This is a genomic window from Deefgea piscis (assembly GCF_013284055.1).
Lineage (GTDB): Bacteria > Pseudomonadota > Gammaproteobacteria > Burkholderiales > Chitinibacteraceae > Deefgea > Deefgea piscis.
Map to the genome: position 1 here is coordinate 878,938 of NZ_CP054143.1, position 16,581 is coordinate 895,518.

General features: G+C 48.2%; 13 protein-coding genes. 2 read left to right on the plus strand and 11 right to left on the minus strand.

All coding sequences use genetic code 11. The features are described 5' to 3' along the window. Positions 1-136: 136 nt before the first annotated feature. From HQN60_RS04245 to HQN60_RS04295, 11 genes are all read right to left on the minus strand, one after another. Positions 137-2,386, minus strand: a complete 2,250-nt coding sequence (locus HQN60_RS04245) for an autotransporter outer membrane beta-barrel domain-containing protein (RefSeq protein WP_173532490.1) — start codon at positions 2,384-2,386, stop codon at positions 137-139. Positions 2,387-2,649: 263 nt separating this feature from the next. Next, positions 2,650-3,924, minus strand: a complete 1,275-nt coding sequence (purD, locus tag HQN60_RS04250; RefSeq protein ID WP_173532491.1) for a phosphoribosylamine--glycine ligase — start codon at positions 3,922-3,924, stop codon at positions 2,650-2,652. A 23-nt stretch (positions 3,925-3,947) separates the two neighbouring features. Continuing rightward, positions 3,948-4,499, minus strand: coding sequence for a lipid IV(A) palmitoyltransferase PagP (gene pagP / locus HQN60_RS04255; RefSeq protein WP_173532492.1), 552 nt, complete (start codon positions 4,497-4,499; stop codon positions 3,948-3,950). A gap of 145 nt (positions 4,500-4,644) precedes the next feature. Continuing rightward, positions 4,645-6,207 carry a bifunctional phosphoribosylaminoimidazolecarboxamide formyltransferase/IMP cyclohydrolase gene (gene purH, locus HQN60_RS04260; RefSeq protein WP_173534596.1) on the minus strand — a complete coding sequence of 521 codons (1,563 nt, stop codon included), beginning with the start codon at positions 6,205-6,207 and terminating at the stop codon, positions 4,645-4,647. A 46-nt stretch (positions 6,208-6,253) separates the two neighbouring features. Beyond that, positions 6,254-6,493 carry a helix-turn-helix domain-containing protein gene (locus HQN60_RS04265; RefSeq protein WP_173532493.1) on the minus strand — a complete coding sequence of 80 codons (240 nt, stop codon included), beginning with the start codon at positions 6,491-6,493 and terminating at the stop codon, positions 6,254-6,256. Between the two features lie 54 nt (positions 6,494-6,547). After that, complete coding sequence (gene dusB, locus HQN60_RS04270; protein WP_173534597.1) at positions 6,548-7,561, minus strand: tRNA dihydrouridine synthase DusB; 1,014 nt, start codon at positions 7,559-7,561, stop codon at positions 6,548-6,550. 114 nt (positions 7,562-7,675) lie between these two features. Further along, positions 7,676-8,305 carry a glutathione S-transferase family protein gene (locus tag HQN60_RS04275; RefSeq protein WP_173532494.1) on the minus strand — a complete coding sequence of 210 codons (630 nt, stop codon included), beginning with the start codon at positions 8,303-8,305 and terminating at the stop codon, positions 7,676-7,678. Between the two features lie 101 nt (positions 8,306-8,406). Then, positions 8,407-10,038 carry a sensor histidine kinase gene (locus HQN60_RS04280; RefSeq protein WP_173532495.1) on the minus strand — a complete coding sequence of 544 codons (1,632 nt, stop codon included), beginning with the start codon at positions 10,036-10,038 and terminating at the stop codon, positions 8,407-8,409. A 470-nt stretch (positions 10,039-10,508) separates the two neighbouring features. Beyond that, positions 10,509-11,009 (minus strand): tellurite resistance TerB family protein, encoded by a 501-nt coding sequence (locus HQN60_RS04285; RefSeq protein ID WP_173532496.1) that lies wholly within the window; start codon positions 11,007-11,009, stop codon positions 10,509-10,511. A gap of 279 nt (positions 11,010-11,288) precedes the next feature. Continuing rightward, positions 11,289-12,371, minus strand: a complete 1,083-nt coding sequence (locus HQN60_RS04290; RefSeq protein ID WP_173532497.1) for a mechanosensitive ion channel family protein — start codon at positions 12,369-12,371, stop codon at positions 11,289-11,291. 238 nt (positions 12,372-12,609) lie between these two features. Next, positions 12,610-13,518: a PD-(D/E)XK nuclease family protein gene (locus tag HQN60_RS04295; RefSeq protein ID WP_173532498.1), complete on the minus strand. Its 909-nt coding sequence runs from the start codon at positions 13,516-13,518 to the stop codon at positions 12,610-12,612. A gap of 182 nt (positions 13,519-13,700) precedes the next feature. Here HQN60_RS04295 and HQN60_RS04300 point away from each other — a divergent pair, with 182 nt between their 5' ends. Together HQN60_RS04300 and HQN60_RS16355 are read left to right on the plus strand one after the other, a co-directional pair. Next, positions 13,701-14,204 (plus strand): MEKHLA domain-containing protein, encoded by a 504-nt coding sequence (locus HQN60_RS04300; RefSeq protein ID WP_173532499.1) that lies wholly within the window; start codon positions 13,701-13,703, stop codon positions 14,202-14,204. Between the two features lie 167 nt (positions 14,205-14,371). Next, positions 14,372-16,108, plus strand: a complete 1,737-nt coding sequence (locus HQN60_RS16355; RefSeq protein ID WP_308419426.1) for a glycoside hydrolase family 19 protein — start codon at positions 14,372-14,374, stop codon at positions 16,106-16,108. Positions 16,109-16,581: the final 473 nt, after the last annotated feature.

The window sequence follows — 16,581 nt, forward strand, 5'->3', positions numbered from 1 at the left end:
TGGCGAATTTCTCGTTGATGCCGATCAACAAAGCGCAACTCAAGCAGCGCTAACGCACAAAATAAAAGCGCTATTGATCGGCAAAATCAATAGCGCTTAGTGCATTCATCGGCGCTAACAGCGCCGATTTAGTTGCTTAAAAGGCGTGTGATAGGAATAAACGCAGCTCCCAAATATTAAGCCCTTTTTGCCCCAAGCTCAGATAAGCCGCGCTGACATCAATCGACGAGCTACGACCCAATAATGAGCGAACCCCAACCTTAGCCCCTCCTTGCCACGGGCTAGTATCAGCCAAAGACAAGTCCCCAGTGAGTACTTTACCGTCATTGACTCGCGCAAATTCATAGCCCAACAATAGCTCGGCATACGGCATCCACGGCGTGCCGTTTTGCGTGTAAAACGTTTGCGTGATTTCAATGGCCGAATCAATCGAGCCAGTATTCACACTCGATTTTTCATTTTCTAGCCGCAGCGCATAGCCGGCAATCATGCCACTGAGCGCATACGCCGCACTGCGATTGTGGGCGTAATACACTCCGATCTTCGGCCGAATAAATGCCTCACCCAAGGGAAATTGACCGTTGGCTCGTGCAGAAATCGCATAGCGCTGTGATGAATAATCACCATCCAAAACCAATAAATGCTGCTGATTATTCATATGGCTAAATGTTAGCGCGCCATCAAAAACCCAGTTTTCGGAATACGGATAAGCAATATACGGCCCGATATTGAAGCCATTACTGCGATTACGCATATCGTTGGCAAATGCACTGCTCTGATTGTTTTCGAGCGACAACGACAGTCCGGCGATCAAACCGCTATCTAAACGACGATCAAAACCCAGTGCCACACTCGCGCTATGCCCCGACAGATCCAAGTCATGACGACGATCACGAATATCAACGTATTGCGAATCAGCCCAGGTATTCCATCGCGTTTCTAGGCCAAACTCACGACCTTCTGTAGTCGGTATTGCCGTTACATTGCTGCTGTTATTCCCCTCTAGTTGCATACCCATGCAATTAACATCAGTAATTGCATTTTTATCGACCATTGTTGCTGGGTCTTGCTGCATCGTGCAAGGGTTAACAACCGCTAATTCACGACTCGCAGGCAACTGAGTCGCTACGACAATTTCGCCCCCTTCCGGCGGCCGCTCTGGTCGAGAACCAATCGGTGGCTTCACGCCCACGGGTAATTCGGGCGTCACCCCTGTTACTGGCGGCTTGGCTGGGATCGTGCCAATTGGTGGTTTTACCGCCATTGGTAATTCTGGCGTCACGCCTGTTACTGGCGGTTGTACTGGGATCGTACCAATCGGCGGTTTTACGCCCATGGGTAATTCTGGCGTCACGCCCGTTACCGGTGGCTTGACCGGAATCGTACCAATCGGTGGCTTCACGCCCATGGGTAATTCTGGCGTCACGCCTGTTACTGGCGGCTTAGCTGGTATCGTGCCAACCGGTGGTTTGACCCCCATGGGTAATTCGGGCGTCACGCCCGTTACTGGCGGTTGAACTGGGATCGTACCAATCGGCGGTTTGACCCCCATGGGTAATTCCGGTGTCACGCCTGTTACTGGCGGTTGTACTGGGATCGTACCAATCGGTGGTTTTACCCCCACGGGTAATTCTGGCGTCACGCCTGTTACCGGCGGCTTGGCTGGTATCGTGCCAATCGGTGGTTTGACGCCAATGGGTAATTCGGGCGTCACCCCTGTTACTGGCGGTTGAACTGGAATCGTACCAATCGGTGGCTTCACGCCCATGGGTAATTCTGGCGTCACCCCTGTTACCGGTGGTTTTACTGGAATCGTACCAATCGGTGGCTTCACGCCCATGGGTAATTCTGGCATTAGCCCTGTTACCGGTGGCTTCTCTGGCAACGTCGCAATCGGCGGTTTTACCGCCATCGGTACTTCTGGCGTGATGCCAACCACGGGTGGGCGAGTTGGTGGCTTGATAACGGGCGGCTTAAAGTTTGGCGGAAAAACAATACCATCTGGATTTTGATTTGCGGAAGCGACAAATTGGCGTGAATGTAGCTGCGAGTTTTCACCTGGATACGCATACAAGATATGCGTTCCACCCCAATCTTCGGGGTAATTTGACACCGTCAACCGCAAGCCAGGTCGGCTCTTACTCCACGTGTCGATCGGTAAATCACCGCCACCATGAGGATCAAAAGCCGCAGTGGTGCTCACGTCATACTTGCCCGGCGTTTTAGTAGCCGACAAAAATACTGCCTGTTTAGAGTCGACTGTTTTGCCTAAATAAATAATTCGCCCACAAAAGCCACTATTTGAACAACCCGCATTGGCCATGCCCGGCAACATAGCCAATGCTAAAGAAATAAGGCTTATGCGTGAACTTAGTTTAAACGTCATGTCGACTCCAGTCGTAATTTCTATCTACTCCACCCTCTTACAGTGGCAACACTATTTATTTCTAATTTATTACAAAATCAATGAGGCAGTAAGAGATACTATCCAGCAAATTCTTATGTAAAGCTTAAAACAAGCTAACAAATTAAAACATCTCAGCGTGCATTTGTTTTCATTTTTTGGAAAAACTAAAACAGTATTGAAATTTACGGCTCAAAAAAAAAAGCGGCCTAAGCCGCTCTTTTTATGCCATACGTTGAAATGCTTTATTTACGATTAATCGCTCGCCATGCAATGTCGGTACGATATTGCGCGCCATCAAAATGAATATCGGCCAAAATTTCATACGCGCGTTTTTGCGCCATTTTGTAGTTTTCACCAAATGCGGTAACACACAATACACGACCGCCACTGGTGATTGGCTCGCCAGCTTCGTTCAGCGTAGTACCAGCATGGAACACATGACCGTCTTCTAAATCACTTGGCAAACCGGTAATCACATCGCCTTTGCGCGGAGTGTCTGGGTAATTGGCCGCAGCCATTACCACTCCCAAAGCGACCCGACGATCCCATTCGCATTCAACTTGATCCAGCGTGCCATTCACACCATGCTCGCATAAAGTCACAAAGTCTGACTTCAAGCGCAGCATAATCGGTTGCGTTTCTGGATCACCAAAGCGGCAGTTAAATTCCAGTGTTTTAAGCGAACCATCAGGGCTCACCATCAAACCGGCGTACAAAAATCCAGTGTATTCGATGCCGTCTTTGGCCATGCCTTGCACGGTAGGCAAGATTACTTCACGCATTGCGCGCGCGTTGATTTCTGGCGTTACCACGGGTGCCGGGCTATATGCGCCCATGCCGCCGGTATTCGGGCCTAAATCCGCGTCGAGTAAGCGTTTGTGATCTTGGCTGGAGGCCATCGCCAATACGTTTTTACCATCGACCATCACGATAAAGCTGGCTTCTTCACCGGTGAGGAATTCTTCAATCACCACGCGAGCACCGGCGTCGCCAAATTGATTGTCGGACAACATCGCATCCACAGCAGCGTGCGCCTCAAGCAAATCCATCGCGACCACCACGCCTTTACCCGCCGCTAAGCCATCCGCCTTAATCACAATCGGCGCGCCTTTGGCGTCGATATAGGCGTGCGCTGCCGCAGCATCGGCAAAGGTTTGGTAATCCGCAGTCGGAATACCATGGCGCTGCATAAAGGCTTTAGCAAAATCTTTAGATGATTCCAGCTGAGCGCCTGCCTGAGTTGGGCCAAAAATCTTCAGCCCAGCCAAACGAAATGCATCCACAATCCCTTGCGACAACGGCGCTTCTGGGCCGACGACGGTTAGCTGGATGTTTTCAGCTTTAGCAAATTCAATCAATTCTGGAATAGCGGTGATTGCGACATTGGTGAGATTTTTTTCGAGTGCAGTCCCTGCATTACCTGGCGCGACAAATACTTTAGTCGAGCGCTCAGATTGGGCTAATTTCCAAGCTAATGCATGTTCACGGCCACCTGAGCCAATGACGAGGATATTCATTTCTTTCTTACTCCAAGCGCTGATTAGTAATCAAAGCGGGAAAATAAAAACAACACATTGCCATTATTACTACCACCTGGAATATAAGTCGCATACAGATTGACTTTGTCATATTTCAGAGCAACTAAAGGCAAAGCAAAAGGCAACGGGACATAACTGCCGATATCACTGCGCGAGAACAAACCCGCAGTCAAACCCGCTCCCGCTTTAAGTGGTCCTAAGACATTCCAGTACCACATATAGGCATAACCAATATGGGTTTCTGGCTTGCTATGCGAATCAGAAAACATCATCGCATAAATCATTTCTTCATTATTATTGGGTAAAGCACGATACAGGCTAAGGCCACCGCCATACGCCAGTTCGTTATAACTATCGATTTTATCTCGATCATAGGTGCTGCGATTATGCCAAGCGTAACCAGACACCAACAAACCAGTTTCGCCTTCATTCCAAATGCCACTAATATTGCTGCAGGCTTTATCAAACAGCCACCAATCGGCACAGTCTGCTGCTGATACATTGGCCGCTAACAATAGCCCGATACACATTGCCCATATTTTTTTAAATGTCATTATTTTAATAATTCGTATAGTTAGAAATGTTTTCATCTTCCCGTGAAATACGAACTCTTTTGGTTCGTTAATTGGTTTTTATTATTAGTATTTTTTTATGTTGATCACCTCGGCAGCGCTTGAGCACTGCCGAGGTCGTACTCAATTAATGACGGAAGTGGCGAATGCCAGTCATCACCATTGCAATGCCATGCTCGTCGGCAGCCGCAATCACTTCTTCATCACGCAAGCTACCACCCGGTTGAATAATCGCTGACACACCGTTTTCGGCAATCACATCCACGCCATCACGGAACGGGAAGAACGCATCTGACGCTGCGACTGAACCGCGCAGTTCCAAACCTGCATTGCGCGCTTTGATCGCAGCAATTTTAGTTGAATCAACACGGCTCATTTGGCCTGCACCAACGCCCAATGTTTGGCCGCCTTTGCAGAACACAATCGCGTTTGATTTAACAAACTTGGCCACATTCCACGCGAACAACAAATCTTTCAATTGTTCTGGTGTTGGTTGCAACTTGGTCACGACTTTCAAATCAGCCAACATCAGGGCATGAACGTCTGGCGTTTGTACCAACAAACCGCCGCCAACACGCTTCAAATCAAAACGGTTTTCACCGCTTTCAATGGCAATTTCCAAAACGCGAACGTTTTGTTTTTTGGCGATCAAAGCCAATGCTTCTGCCGTATACGACGGTGCAATCAATACTTCCAAGAATTGCGTCGAAACCGCTTCAATCGTGTCGGCATCCACGGTTTTATTGAAAGCAATAATGCCACCAAAGGCACTGGTGGTATCGGTCGCTAAGGCTAGGCGGTATGCGCTATAGCTGTCTTTACCCACGGCAACGCCGCAAGGGTTGGCGTGCTTAACAATCACACAGGCTGGCTCGGCAAATTGCTTCACGCATTCCCACGCGGCATCTGAATCGGCGATATTGTTGTACGACAATTCTTTACCTTGGTATTGCTTGTAATTGGCCAAGCTGCCTGCTGCTGGGTCCAAATCACGGTAAAACGCGGCGGATTGATGTGGATTTTCGCCGTAACGCATGTCTTGCACTTTTTCGAACTGCAAGTTTAAGCGCGTTGGGTAAATTGCTTTTTCACCATCGCTGGTTAAAGCCGTCAGGTAATTTGAAATCGCGCCGTCATACGCTGCGGTATGGCTAAAGGCTTTTTTCGCCAAGTTTTTGCGCGTTGCCAAAGCCAATGCGCCGCCATTGGCTTGCATTTCTTCGATCAATAAATCGTAGTCAGCGGCATCGGTGACAATCGCCACGTGTGCGTGGTTTTTGGCGGCTGAGCGCACCATGGCTGGGCCGCCGATGTCGATGTTTTCAATCGCGTCTTCGTAGCTGCAATCGGGTTTAGCAATCGTCGCTTCAAACGGATACAGATTCACACAAACTAAATCAATATTACCAATGCCATGCTCGCCCATCGTGGCCACATGGGCGTCTAAATCACGACGGCCTAAAATGCCACCGTGGATTTTTGGATGCAAGGTCTTCACGCGGCCATCGAGCATTTCAGGAAAGCCGGTGTAATCGGCAACTTCAATCACGGGTAGACCGTGATCGGCGAATAATTTAGCAGTGCCACCTGTCGAAAGAATCTCGACACCTTGCTGATGCAAGGCTTGGGCAAATGCTAACACACCAGTTTTATCCGATACGCTGATCAAGGCACGGGTAATTTTGCTCATCATGCTTCCTCTGTTTGAATTGAAACTAGACCCCACAGGGGTCGATTTATAACAAATCGTAGGCTTGTAATTTTTTACGCAGGGTATTGCGATTAATGCCGAGCATTTCTGAAGCGCGCGATTGATTACCCTCAACGCGCTGTAGCACGTTCACCAAGAGCGGCTTTTCCATGCGAGCCAAAACCATTTCATACAATGCACTCGGCGGCTCACCATCTAGGTCATTAAAATACTGCGCGAGCGATTCATTAATTGCCGTTGCAATCAAGTCGGTGGGGGTGGTCATTCAATCTCCCGATTTTTCGGTGTTCGTTATTGTCTTCATCACACAGCTGTTACGCTATTCTGATTCGTTCGCTGTGTTGCGGTATTGCAGTCGCTCGCCAAAATTGAGCAAGCTTTTTAAGTAGGTATCGACCGCTAGCGCTTGTCCAGCGGTTGTTTCCTCGGCATACATCGTTTGCCTAAATTCATTACTGCCATGCAAACCCTTGGTATACCAAGCAATATGCTTACGGGCGATTCGGCAACCGGAATACTCGCCATAAAACGCATATAAATCGTCCAAATGCCCAAGCAATACGCCATGAATTTCTAGCACTTCGGGCGGCGGTAATGTTTCTCCCGTCGCCAAATAATGCGCAATTTCACGGAATAACCAAGGTCGGCCTTGTGCGGCACGGCCGATCATAATGGCATCGGCCCCGGTTTCTTTTAGCACCAAAGCGGCTTTAGCCGGACTATCGATATCGCCATTGGCAATCACCGGAATCGAGATTGATTCTTTGACTGCGCGAATCAATTCATATCTGGCTTGCCCGTGATACATATCTTCTCGCGTGCGGCCATGAATCGCCAACGCAGCAATCCCAGCGTTCTCGGCCAGCTCAGCAACACGTAAAATATTCTCCGCGCCATTGGCAAAACCCAAGCGAGTTTTTAACGTTACTGGCACATCAACGGCATTGACCACGGCAGCCAAAATATCGCCAACCAATTGCTCGTTTTGCAATAAAGCCGAACCCGCCAGCTTATTGCAGACCTTCTTAACTGGGCAGCCCATATTGATATCAACAATCTGCGCGCCATTGGCGACTTGAAACCGCGCCGCTTCGGCCAACATTTTGGGGTCTGATCCGGCAATCTGCGCCGAAATTGGCGCCAATTCACCTTCAAAATTAGCGCGCAGCAAAGACTTTTGACTTGAACGCAAAGCCACATCGCTAGTCATCATTTCTGAGACTGCATGCCCTGCTCCAAACTGCTTACACAGCTGACGAAAAGGACGATCAGTCACTCCCGCCATGGGGGCAACGATCAGATTATTTTTTAACTGATACGGGCCAATCTGCATGGCATTTAAATCATTCAAGGGGAAGGCGCGGATTCTACATCGTGCCTAAAAAATAGGCAACAAAAAGCGGCAAAAAGCCGCTGTTTTTGCTGCTGATAACCGCTGAAAATCCAGCTATGCCGCAACACTGGACTCAGCTTGCGCATCCGCCATCCATTCTTGCATCGCGGGCAAGGCCAACACTGCGTTCATGTATAAATCTAACGGTGCAGGCACGGTAATGCCGTAAGTCACAAAGCGAGTGACCACCGGCGCAAAAAAAGCATCAACCCAAGAAAAATGCCCAAACAAAAACTCACCATGCCCAGTAAAACGCGAGCGACAGTCATGCCAAATCGCCAATACCCGATCAATATCGGCCTGCAATGCGGGGGTCATCACTACAGGGTGTTTCTGCCGAATATCCATCGGGCAAGTGCTACGTAAAGCTGAAAATCCAGCATGCATTTCAGCGCAAACTGATCGCGCATAAGCACGCGCCACGATGTCTTGTGGCCATAATTTTGCCGCCGGATAACGTTCGGCCAAATACTCCGCAATGGCTAAAGAATCCCAAATATGGATATCACCATCAATCAACACCGGTACTTTAGCGCTAGGCGAAAACTGCAAACGCTCAGCCAAGGCATTGGGCGCGTACAAATCATGCGCCACTTCGTCAAATTTAATCCCCGCGACTTTCATCCCCAACCACGGCCGCAAGGACCATGAAGAGTAATTTTTATTGCCAATCACCAATTGCATACTTCACTCCATCCGCCATAAATAAAGCCCAAATGAAGTCAATCATTCAGGCTCTGCATCAAATAACAGCCATATATTCACGTAACGCCAGCACCGCTGACTTAAGGATGATCGACCGATTTGCCCTCAACTGGAATTTTTATTTGAAAACACGTGCCTTGCTCGGCCACCGAGGTACAACGAATCGAGCCACCGAGTTTTTGCGTTACCAAATTAAATACGATCGGCAAACCTAAACCAATACCGCCTTGATTACGCTTGGTGGTATAAAACGGATCAAAAATTTTGAGCTGCTCGAGCTCTTGCATACCCTTGCCATTGTCTTGCACGCTAATTTGATACCAATCATCAATTTTCGCGACAACGATATCAACTTGCCCATCCGCCCCCGGATCAAAAGCATGAATCAAGGCATTTTTAAGTAGCTGCCGTAATACTTTAATTAACACCCCAGGGTAACACAGGCAAATCCATTGCTCATCGCAATGCAAATCAATGTTAATTTGATTTTGACTATACTGATTGCTCAATACAATTTCATCAATCATATACTGAATGTCTTCTTTTAAATCAACCGAAGAAAACACATCAACATCTTGGTCTACGGCAACTTCTTTAAAATTATTAATAATACCGGCAATTCGGTGTAGGTTTTTTAGTGATAATTTAATACTTTGGTCAAACTTCTCTAAGTAATTTTCTAGCGATTTTTTCTTCAAAGACTGGTCAGAAACCATTTTACTTAATTCATTATTTTCTTCTTCCATATAGCTAGTGGCCGTAATGCAAATCCCAACCGGCGTATTTATTTCATGCGCCACGCCAACCACTAATGCGCCTAAGGAAGCCATTTTTTCTGATTCAATCAGATTTTTTTGTGCCTTAGCCATCAAATCAAAAGCATGAGTTAGCTCTTGGTTCTTTTCAATAATAATATTCGTCTGCTCGGTCACTTCTTTTTGCAAGTCCACAATAAATTGCGCTGCCAAATGGGCTCTTGCTTTAAAACTAAATGCTAAGCTCACTATTAAGCCAATAAAACTTAATACGGCAAAAGCAATCATCAAATTATTTTTATTAACTGCATGGGCCACATTGCTGTTATTTCTTGCTTCTTGCAAATGATAAAACTCATTAATCCGCCCCATGATCTGGCTTTTAGCTTGAAAATACGCTTCGCTATACAACTGACTGACCGCCGCAGGCGTTACATAATTGCCCGCTACTTTAGGTTTATTTTGCGCGACCAGTTTAAATACGTTTTTTTCTAACTCCGCCAATTGATCCGAGCTCGCTTGTGCTGCGTGCAGTTGCTGCAATTCTTGCTCTGTAAAGCCATTTTCATCTAGCAATTTTTTCAAGCTAATGGTCTGGCCATTTGGAAAGGGTGGCAGCCCCTGCTGGGGCATTAATAAATCCCAATACACGCGATGGTATTTTTCTGGCCTAGGCTGAATGCCATTGCGAATATCTAAAATCTGATTATAAAACTGCAAAAACTTGGGATTGCCCGTGGCCGCATAAGCCCGGGCCATCAATGTCAGCTGATCTGAGCTCAAGCGCATTTGCTCAGCCAATAAAAATGACTCATAACGCCGATCGCTCGCCTCTTGCCGTTCAGCCAAAGTAAAATAGCTAAGATAAACAAACACTGCCGCCAGCAGCGCGCACAGCAACGCCAACATCGCTGACCAATCTAACTGATTAAACTGTTGCTTTGTCTCTTGCCTCATCCTGTGACTCCAGCAAACCCCATTTTTACAACGCCGCAGCGCGATAACGATCCAATGCCTGCAAAACCGCTCGTTTAAAACGAGCTGAACTACGCCTCTGCCTCTCTGAGCACAACGAGTGATGAACTCAGTATCATGCATTTACATGCATTTTGCTGACTCATTTAACAAGCAAATGCAATGTATAAACAAGATTTTTGCAAGCAAAATACTTAGTTAAAACACCGTCAACGTGCTTGGTCGATATCAATCCACTGCCAATCTGTCCCCGAGCAAAATCATAACCGCAGGGTATTTCATCCCAGCTAAATGCCATCTTATGCCGGCGATAAATACCCTTAGAATTACAACCGCGTTGTCTATTCTTGGTATTTAACATGGCATTGTCTTTTACTTCGCATTGTGAAGGCATAAAAAAACCGCCGAACAACGGCGGTTTTTACCTTCCTGACTAAGAGTCCATAGCTAAATTACAATTGCACTGTATAGCCCGCTTGGTTGCTTGGATGATCTTTATTCACAAATACGGCGCGATCGTTCTTCACCATTAAAACTTGGAAGAACGGTTTAAAGCGCTCATCGCTCACACCAAATGCCGCTTGAATCTTGGCAAACAACGCTTGTTCTTCTGGCTCAGCTTCGCCATCAGAGAACGCTGAATCGAGCAGATTCATCAAAATGCACATTTTTTGCGCATCGGTTAACACCGGTGTCGCTTCGGCCAAGAACGTATCAATCGAATTTTTTTGGCGATACGCCAAAGCACGATCGAGCAACTGTTTGTTTTGTGCGCCAACACCGATCGCACCACTGCTTGATTTTTGGCCGCCCAATACCGACAACAAATGGCCGACTTCTTCGTTATCCATCTCGCCATCAGCCGACATCATGTATAAAAGGCCAGTCGCAAAAGCGAAATGTGGACTCATCGTCGTGCTAGTGTCGCTCTTGAACATATCAAACAAACCCATCTCAATTCCCCTTCTGAATAAATCAATAAAATAGTACGGCTGAACTTAGCTAAGTCAGACCTCAGCTTAGGCAAGGAGTTCCACACGGGCAGCAATCTATTTAACAAAATTTATTGGGTATTTCGATGCAGTGTTTAAACCCACTAGGCTAGAAACCAATACATCGATAACAAGCTCAAGGGACTTACCGCCGCACATAAAAAAACCGCTCGAATTCAATCGAGCGGTTAGCGCTTTGGTCGGATGAAATCGCAGCGCACGATCTATCCGCGAGGCAGCTCAAGCCTCTGGCGGCTCTGGAATATGTAGGGTGCGAGTTGGAAAGGCAATTTGCGCTTGGTGCTGCTCAATAATGGCGGCAATTTGCAATAACACATCTTGTTTCACCGCATGAAACCGCACCCAGTCGGTGGTTTTGGTGAAGGTGTACAGCATAATATCCAGCGATGACGCGGCAAATTGATTGAAATTGACAATCGTCGTTTGCGTCGAATCAATTTCGGGATGCGCTTGTAGCATCTCTTTAATCTGGCTCACGATGCTATGCACTTGGGCAATATCGTCATAGCGCAGACCGATGGTTTCGCGAATCCGCCGATGCGTCATACGCGAAGGATTTTCGACCACGATGGAAGTAAAAATCGCATTTGGGACGTAAATTGGGTTTTTATTAAAGCCGCGAATCCGCGTATGCCGCCAAGAAATTTTTTCTACCGTGCCTTCAATCTGCTTATCCGGCGAGCGTATCCACTCACCGACGCTAAACGGTCGATCAAGATAAATCGTTAATCCACCAAAAAAGTTAGCCAGCAAATCTTTGGCAGCAAAACCCACAGCTAAACCACCAATCCCCCCCGCCGCGAGCACCCCAGAAACACTAAAACCAAGCGTCTGAAAAATGCTCAGCGCCGTGGCAATCACCACGCTTAACCGCCCTAATTTAGATAAGGCATCCACCGTGGTGGAATCAACACTTTCGCCGCGTTCATAGCGATCGCTCAAAAAGCTTCTGCTGGTTAAAGTGATTAAACGAAATAAGAACCAAGCCAAACACAGCGTCACCCCTACATTACGTAATGGCGAAGTTAAACCGACGATATTGACATGCAAATACTGTGGAATCAGCGTCAAAATATAACTAATCCCCAGCACCCAAACCAAACTACGCAAAGCAGGACGGGCAGCATTGACCAGCACATCATCCCAGCGGGTATTCGATTTTTGCGCCAAGCGCGTTACCTGACGCAGTGCAAAAGCCAGCAAGGCATTCACCGCAACAATCACCAAAATAGCCAATAGCACGCTATGGACTTCGGGCGTGTCAAACAGCAGCGTTTTAAGTTGAGTAAGCCAAGTGTCCACTGGCGGTTTCCTTATTCATTCAAAATTAAATCGAGCACTGCTGAGCGGCTCAGCAGTAAAGGCGCGTACTTTGGCATTGCACACCCGCAATGTCTGCGCCAAATTACCGCGCTCTGCCCTCATCAATATAAATGAAGATGAACAAATCCCCCCATCTGTATCCAAACTCGTTTTGCGGACTGCAGCGCCAGAATCAATCTGGCGGTTGTCGGTTGTTGCTCAAGTTGTTGGCCAGCGATTAACTGACTGATGACTGCAATTTAAACAGCATTTTTCCTATCGTACGGGTATTAAAATCTGGATGTTTAATGGGTAAATTCTGTTCATCGATATATTGACCCATAATCCGGCGTGCCACTTCTTTATCACCAGTTTGTACATTAAACACTTGGATTTGCGTACTGTCGCGCTGCACCACGCGATACTGGCTACCATCTTTTAACTCGATCAGCAGTTCAGCCTGAATCTCACCGATATCCTCCCCCACCCGCGAGGCCTGCCCAGCAACGGGTGAAAATGCGCCGATCGCATGACGAATAAAAGCTTTTAGCGTATGCCGCATGTATTCATTAATTGGATTAATTTCACCGCAGGCCTCTGCCAATAGCACTTGGCGCAACAAAGCGACCAGACTAGCTTGTGTATCTGAATGCCAAAACAGCCAAGCTTTATGATGCTCAGGGTTTAAATCAGCCAAATTGTCATACTCGGCAACCAGCGCACTGGTTTTAGACTCTGGTGTTAGAAATACCACCATCAACTTCTGAATCGTTGGATCATCTTGCAAAATGGCTTGGTAATAATCGCGCAGCTGTTTGGGATTAGCTGCACCGACTTTAATCTTATTCTCGATAATAATTCGATACGGCACGCTATTTGCCTTACCTAACAGAGTAAGTTCAATATCAATGTATTTGATAGCGCTATCTAGCTCATAAGCCACCTCAAGCTCGGCACTCGAATTAATAAATGGGCAGCTCAAGATCTCAGCAAAATGCTCGGCCCCCAGTTGCGCGAGAAAAACTCGCACAAAAGCATCACCTAAACCATGGTCTTCCGAACTATCTAATAAATAGCCCAGCATTGCCGACATACTCGGCTCATGTAATCGCGCTTTGCCTTGGCTTAAAACTTGAAAAATATTCATTTAAATTAATCCGCATTTCCATCAAAAGAAAAACCCACTGCTGCCAGCTGCTGCAGCAGTTTGCCAAGGGTATATGATTGCAGCATTTATCTGGGCGTTATTTCTGATCAATACCTATAGAAAAATCATATGTCAGATAAATAATTTACAATAAGCCGTATTTTTATCTACCGGATTTTATCGTGTCTTCACTTGCACTGATCCAACTGCTGCTAAGCAGCTATCGCCAATTGCTGGGGCATGATTTAGTGCCGGCGACTGTCGATTTAATCGATGCCGCGGCGTGGCTGCAGCATGAGGCGCCGTTTTGTGTGCTGGCGCATGATGCCAGCACCGACCCTCGGTTTATTTTTGCCAACGACAGCGCCCACCGCTGTTTTGACTATCCTGATGGCCAATTACTTGGCCTGCCATCACGGCTATCTGCTGCGACACCTGATCAGCAAGAGCGCGAACAATTGCTCAACGCGGTGCGTGAGCACGGTTATGCCTGTGGCTATCGCGGGCTGCGAATCGCCAAAACCGGACGGCGCTTTTGGATTGAAGACGTTACCGTGTGGAATCTGATCGACGAGATGGGCGTGCGCCATGGTCAAGCCGCCACCTACCGCCGATGGCGCGATGCGCCCGATTCAGCAGCAACCAGCGTAGCAACACTCAGCCAATCACAAGATTCACCACAATGACTGACTTAAAACAGCGTTTAACGCTGGCTAGCTTTGACGCCGTCAGCATAAAAGGTATGATTTCAACACATAAAACAATACCAATAAGGTATGACGTCTGAGATGTGTGTGGGAAGCACATCAAAGCCAATTTGGACAGGCGAATCCCACTATGGATGGAGAGGATAATGAATAAAAAAATCAAACTCGCCGCACTACTGGCTGCGCTGTTTTTAAGCACCAGTGTGATGGCCGCCGATTGGGACAGCAAAGCAGTCTATACCGCAGGTGCCACCGTCACCTACCAAGGTAAAAACTGGAAAGCCAAATGGTGGACTACCGGTGAAATACCCGGTGGCACGCAATGGGGCCCTTGGGCAATCGAAAGCAGCCCAGTACCAACGGCTAGCCCAACGGTAAAACCAACTGCCACACCAACCGCAACACCAACTGCCACACCAACCGCAACACCAACTGCCACACCAACTGCCACACCAACTGCCACACCAACTGCCACACCAACTGCCACACCAACGGCAAAACCAACCGCAACGCCAACTGCATCCCCAACGGCGACGCCAACCGCAACACCAACGGCGACCCCAACACCGGGTGGCAATACTTGCGCGCAGGTGTGGAATCCGGATGAAATTTATCGTCCGAACTTGGGCCTGGTCATCCGCAGTGCGTATGGCAAAAACTACCAAGCCAATTATTACTCGAGCAATATCGAGCCTAGCGCCAACTCCGCCGTCGGCGGCGCATGGAAAGCCCTTGGTGCATGTACTGGCCCAAGCACGCCACGTGCCTCTGGCCCAGAAACCTTAGCCGAAGCACAAGCGCACGAAGCCGCCGCGATCAGCACGCCGTATATGCAAATGATCCGCGCCTCGGTTGCCACGCTCGACAATAAACTGGTTGAGCAAGTCACGCCGGGCAATCAAAGCAATCCAGCCAACGTGAAACGGGTGGAAGGCATTGTGTCGCAGCAGCAATGGAATTATTTCTTCCCTGAAGCCAACCCGGGCTACACCTACACCAACTTCTTGCGTGGCGTAGCGAAATTCCCAAGCTTCTGCGCCGACTACAACGATGGCCGCAATGCGGATCAAATTTGCCGCCGCGTTGTTGCTGCCTTTTTTGCCCACGTGGTACAAGAAACCGGCAATCACAGCGCATCAAGCCCCAATCCAAAATGGCGCCAAGGCTTAACGGCACTGCGTGAAGGCGGCGATGGTAAAGGCTCAGAAGCCTATTCATCCGGTTGTGGTGATGTGAACTGGCAAAAGCAGTTTGATGGCACGCTCGCTTGTGGCAAAAACCCCGATGGCACGTGGATTTCTTACTACGGCCGTGGCGCGCATCAAATCTCTTACATCTTCAACTACGCCCCACTGTCGTTGGCGATTTATGGCGACCGCGCCGTGCTACGCGACAACCCTGATCTGGTGGCGTCAACGTGGTTGAATATGGCCTCGGCCTTGTATTTCTTTGTGACACCACAACCGCCAAAACCATCGGTATTGCATACACTGGACGGCACTTGGGTACCGAACGCGACCGATATCGCCGGCGGCTTGGGGAACGACTTCCCAACCACTAGCCAGATTATCAATGGCGAATGTATGTCTAATCCAATCAAACCAACGGCACAGGCGCGCAATAACTTCTACGTCGAATTTGCCCGCGAATTGAATTTGGACATCTCCAAAGAGTCGATGAAATGTACCGATATGAAATCCTTCAGCGGTGGCAGCTCAGCCGCAGTGGCCATCTATTGGAATAAATCCGAAGAAACCGCCGACAACCCAGCACCAATCAAATACCAATGCCGCCTCACCAGCGAGCAATCGGGCTTCTCGGCGCTGATCGACAATCAATATACACAATGTGTTGAAGCCAAATGGTCAGTCAAATTGAAATAAACCCGCAGCGCTAACCCGCCGCCAACAAAAAGCCACGATACCCATCGTGGCTTTTTTTATTCCATCCCCCAATAAAAACCACGCGGCGCCGCGGCATAAAAAATCGCGCGAATCAATCGGGCGGTTTGACGTCTCCAGTAGGGTGTATTCGACGCGAAGCGGCAATACACCAATGATGCGATGTTCATGCGGCGTAATGCCTTCGGCGATTACGCCCTACTTGCTCGCATAAACAAGAGGTATTTAAGTCCAGACCTTATATCGCAATGTTTAGCTGGCAATACATATGCATACCTGCTTGATCGTTGGTCTGGGGCTTGTGATCCCCTGTATCCAGCCGAGTGAGGAGCAAGCGGGGCGGGGTTTTTGCGCTCATTGTTTGAGGCCGCAGGCCGAGTTTTGAGCGCAACCGCCTCGATTGTCCGCAGCGAGGGTACCGACGAAGTCGGCGCAGATACCGGGGGCTGCTTTGG

Coding starts and splice junctions, on each gene's coding strand:
- HQN60_RS04245 (WP_173532490.1), bottom strand. CDS start 2,386: ATGACGTTTAAACTAAGTTCACGCATAAGCCTTATTTCTTTAGCATTG.
- purD (WP_173532491.1), bottom strand. CDS start 3,924: ATGAATATCCTCGTCATTGGCTCAGGTGGCCGTGAACATGCATTAGCT.
- pagP (WP_173532492.1), bottom strand. CDS start 4,499: ATGACATTTAAAAAAATATGGGCAATGTGTATCGGGCTATTGTTAGCG.
- purH (WP_173534596.1), bottom strand. CDS start 6,207: ATGAGCAAAATTACCCGTGCCTTGATCAGCGTATCGGATAAAACTGGT.
- HQN60_RS04265 (WP_173532493.1), bottom strand. CDS start 6,493: ATGACCACCCCCACCGACTTGATTGCAACGGCAATTAATGAATCGCTC.
- dusB (WP_173534597.1), bottom strand. CDS start 7,561: ATGCAGATTGGCCCGTATCAGTTAAAAAATAATCTGATCGTTGCCCCC.
- HQN60_RS04275 (WP_173532494.1), bottom strand. CDS start 8,305: ATGCAATTGGTGATTGGCAATAAAAATTACTCTTCATGGTCCTTGCGG.
- HQN60_RS04280 (WP_173532495.1), bottom strand. CDS start 10,038: ATGAGGCAAGAGACAAAGCAACAGTTTAATCAGTTAGATTGGTCAGCG.
- HQN60_RS04285 (WP_173532496.1), bottom strand. CDS start 11,009: ATGGGTTTGTTTGATATGTTCAAGAGCGACACTAGCACGACGATGAGT.
- HQN60_RS04295 (WP_173532498.1), bottom strand. CDS start 13,518: ATGAATATTTTTCAAGTTTTAAGCCAAGGCAAAGCGCGATTACATGAG.
- HQN60_RS16355 (WP_308419426.1), top strand. CDS start 14,372: ATGAATAAAAAAATCAAACTCGCCGCACTACTGGCTGCGCTGTTTTTA.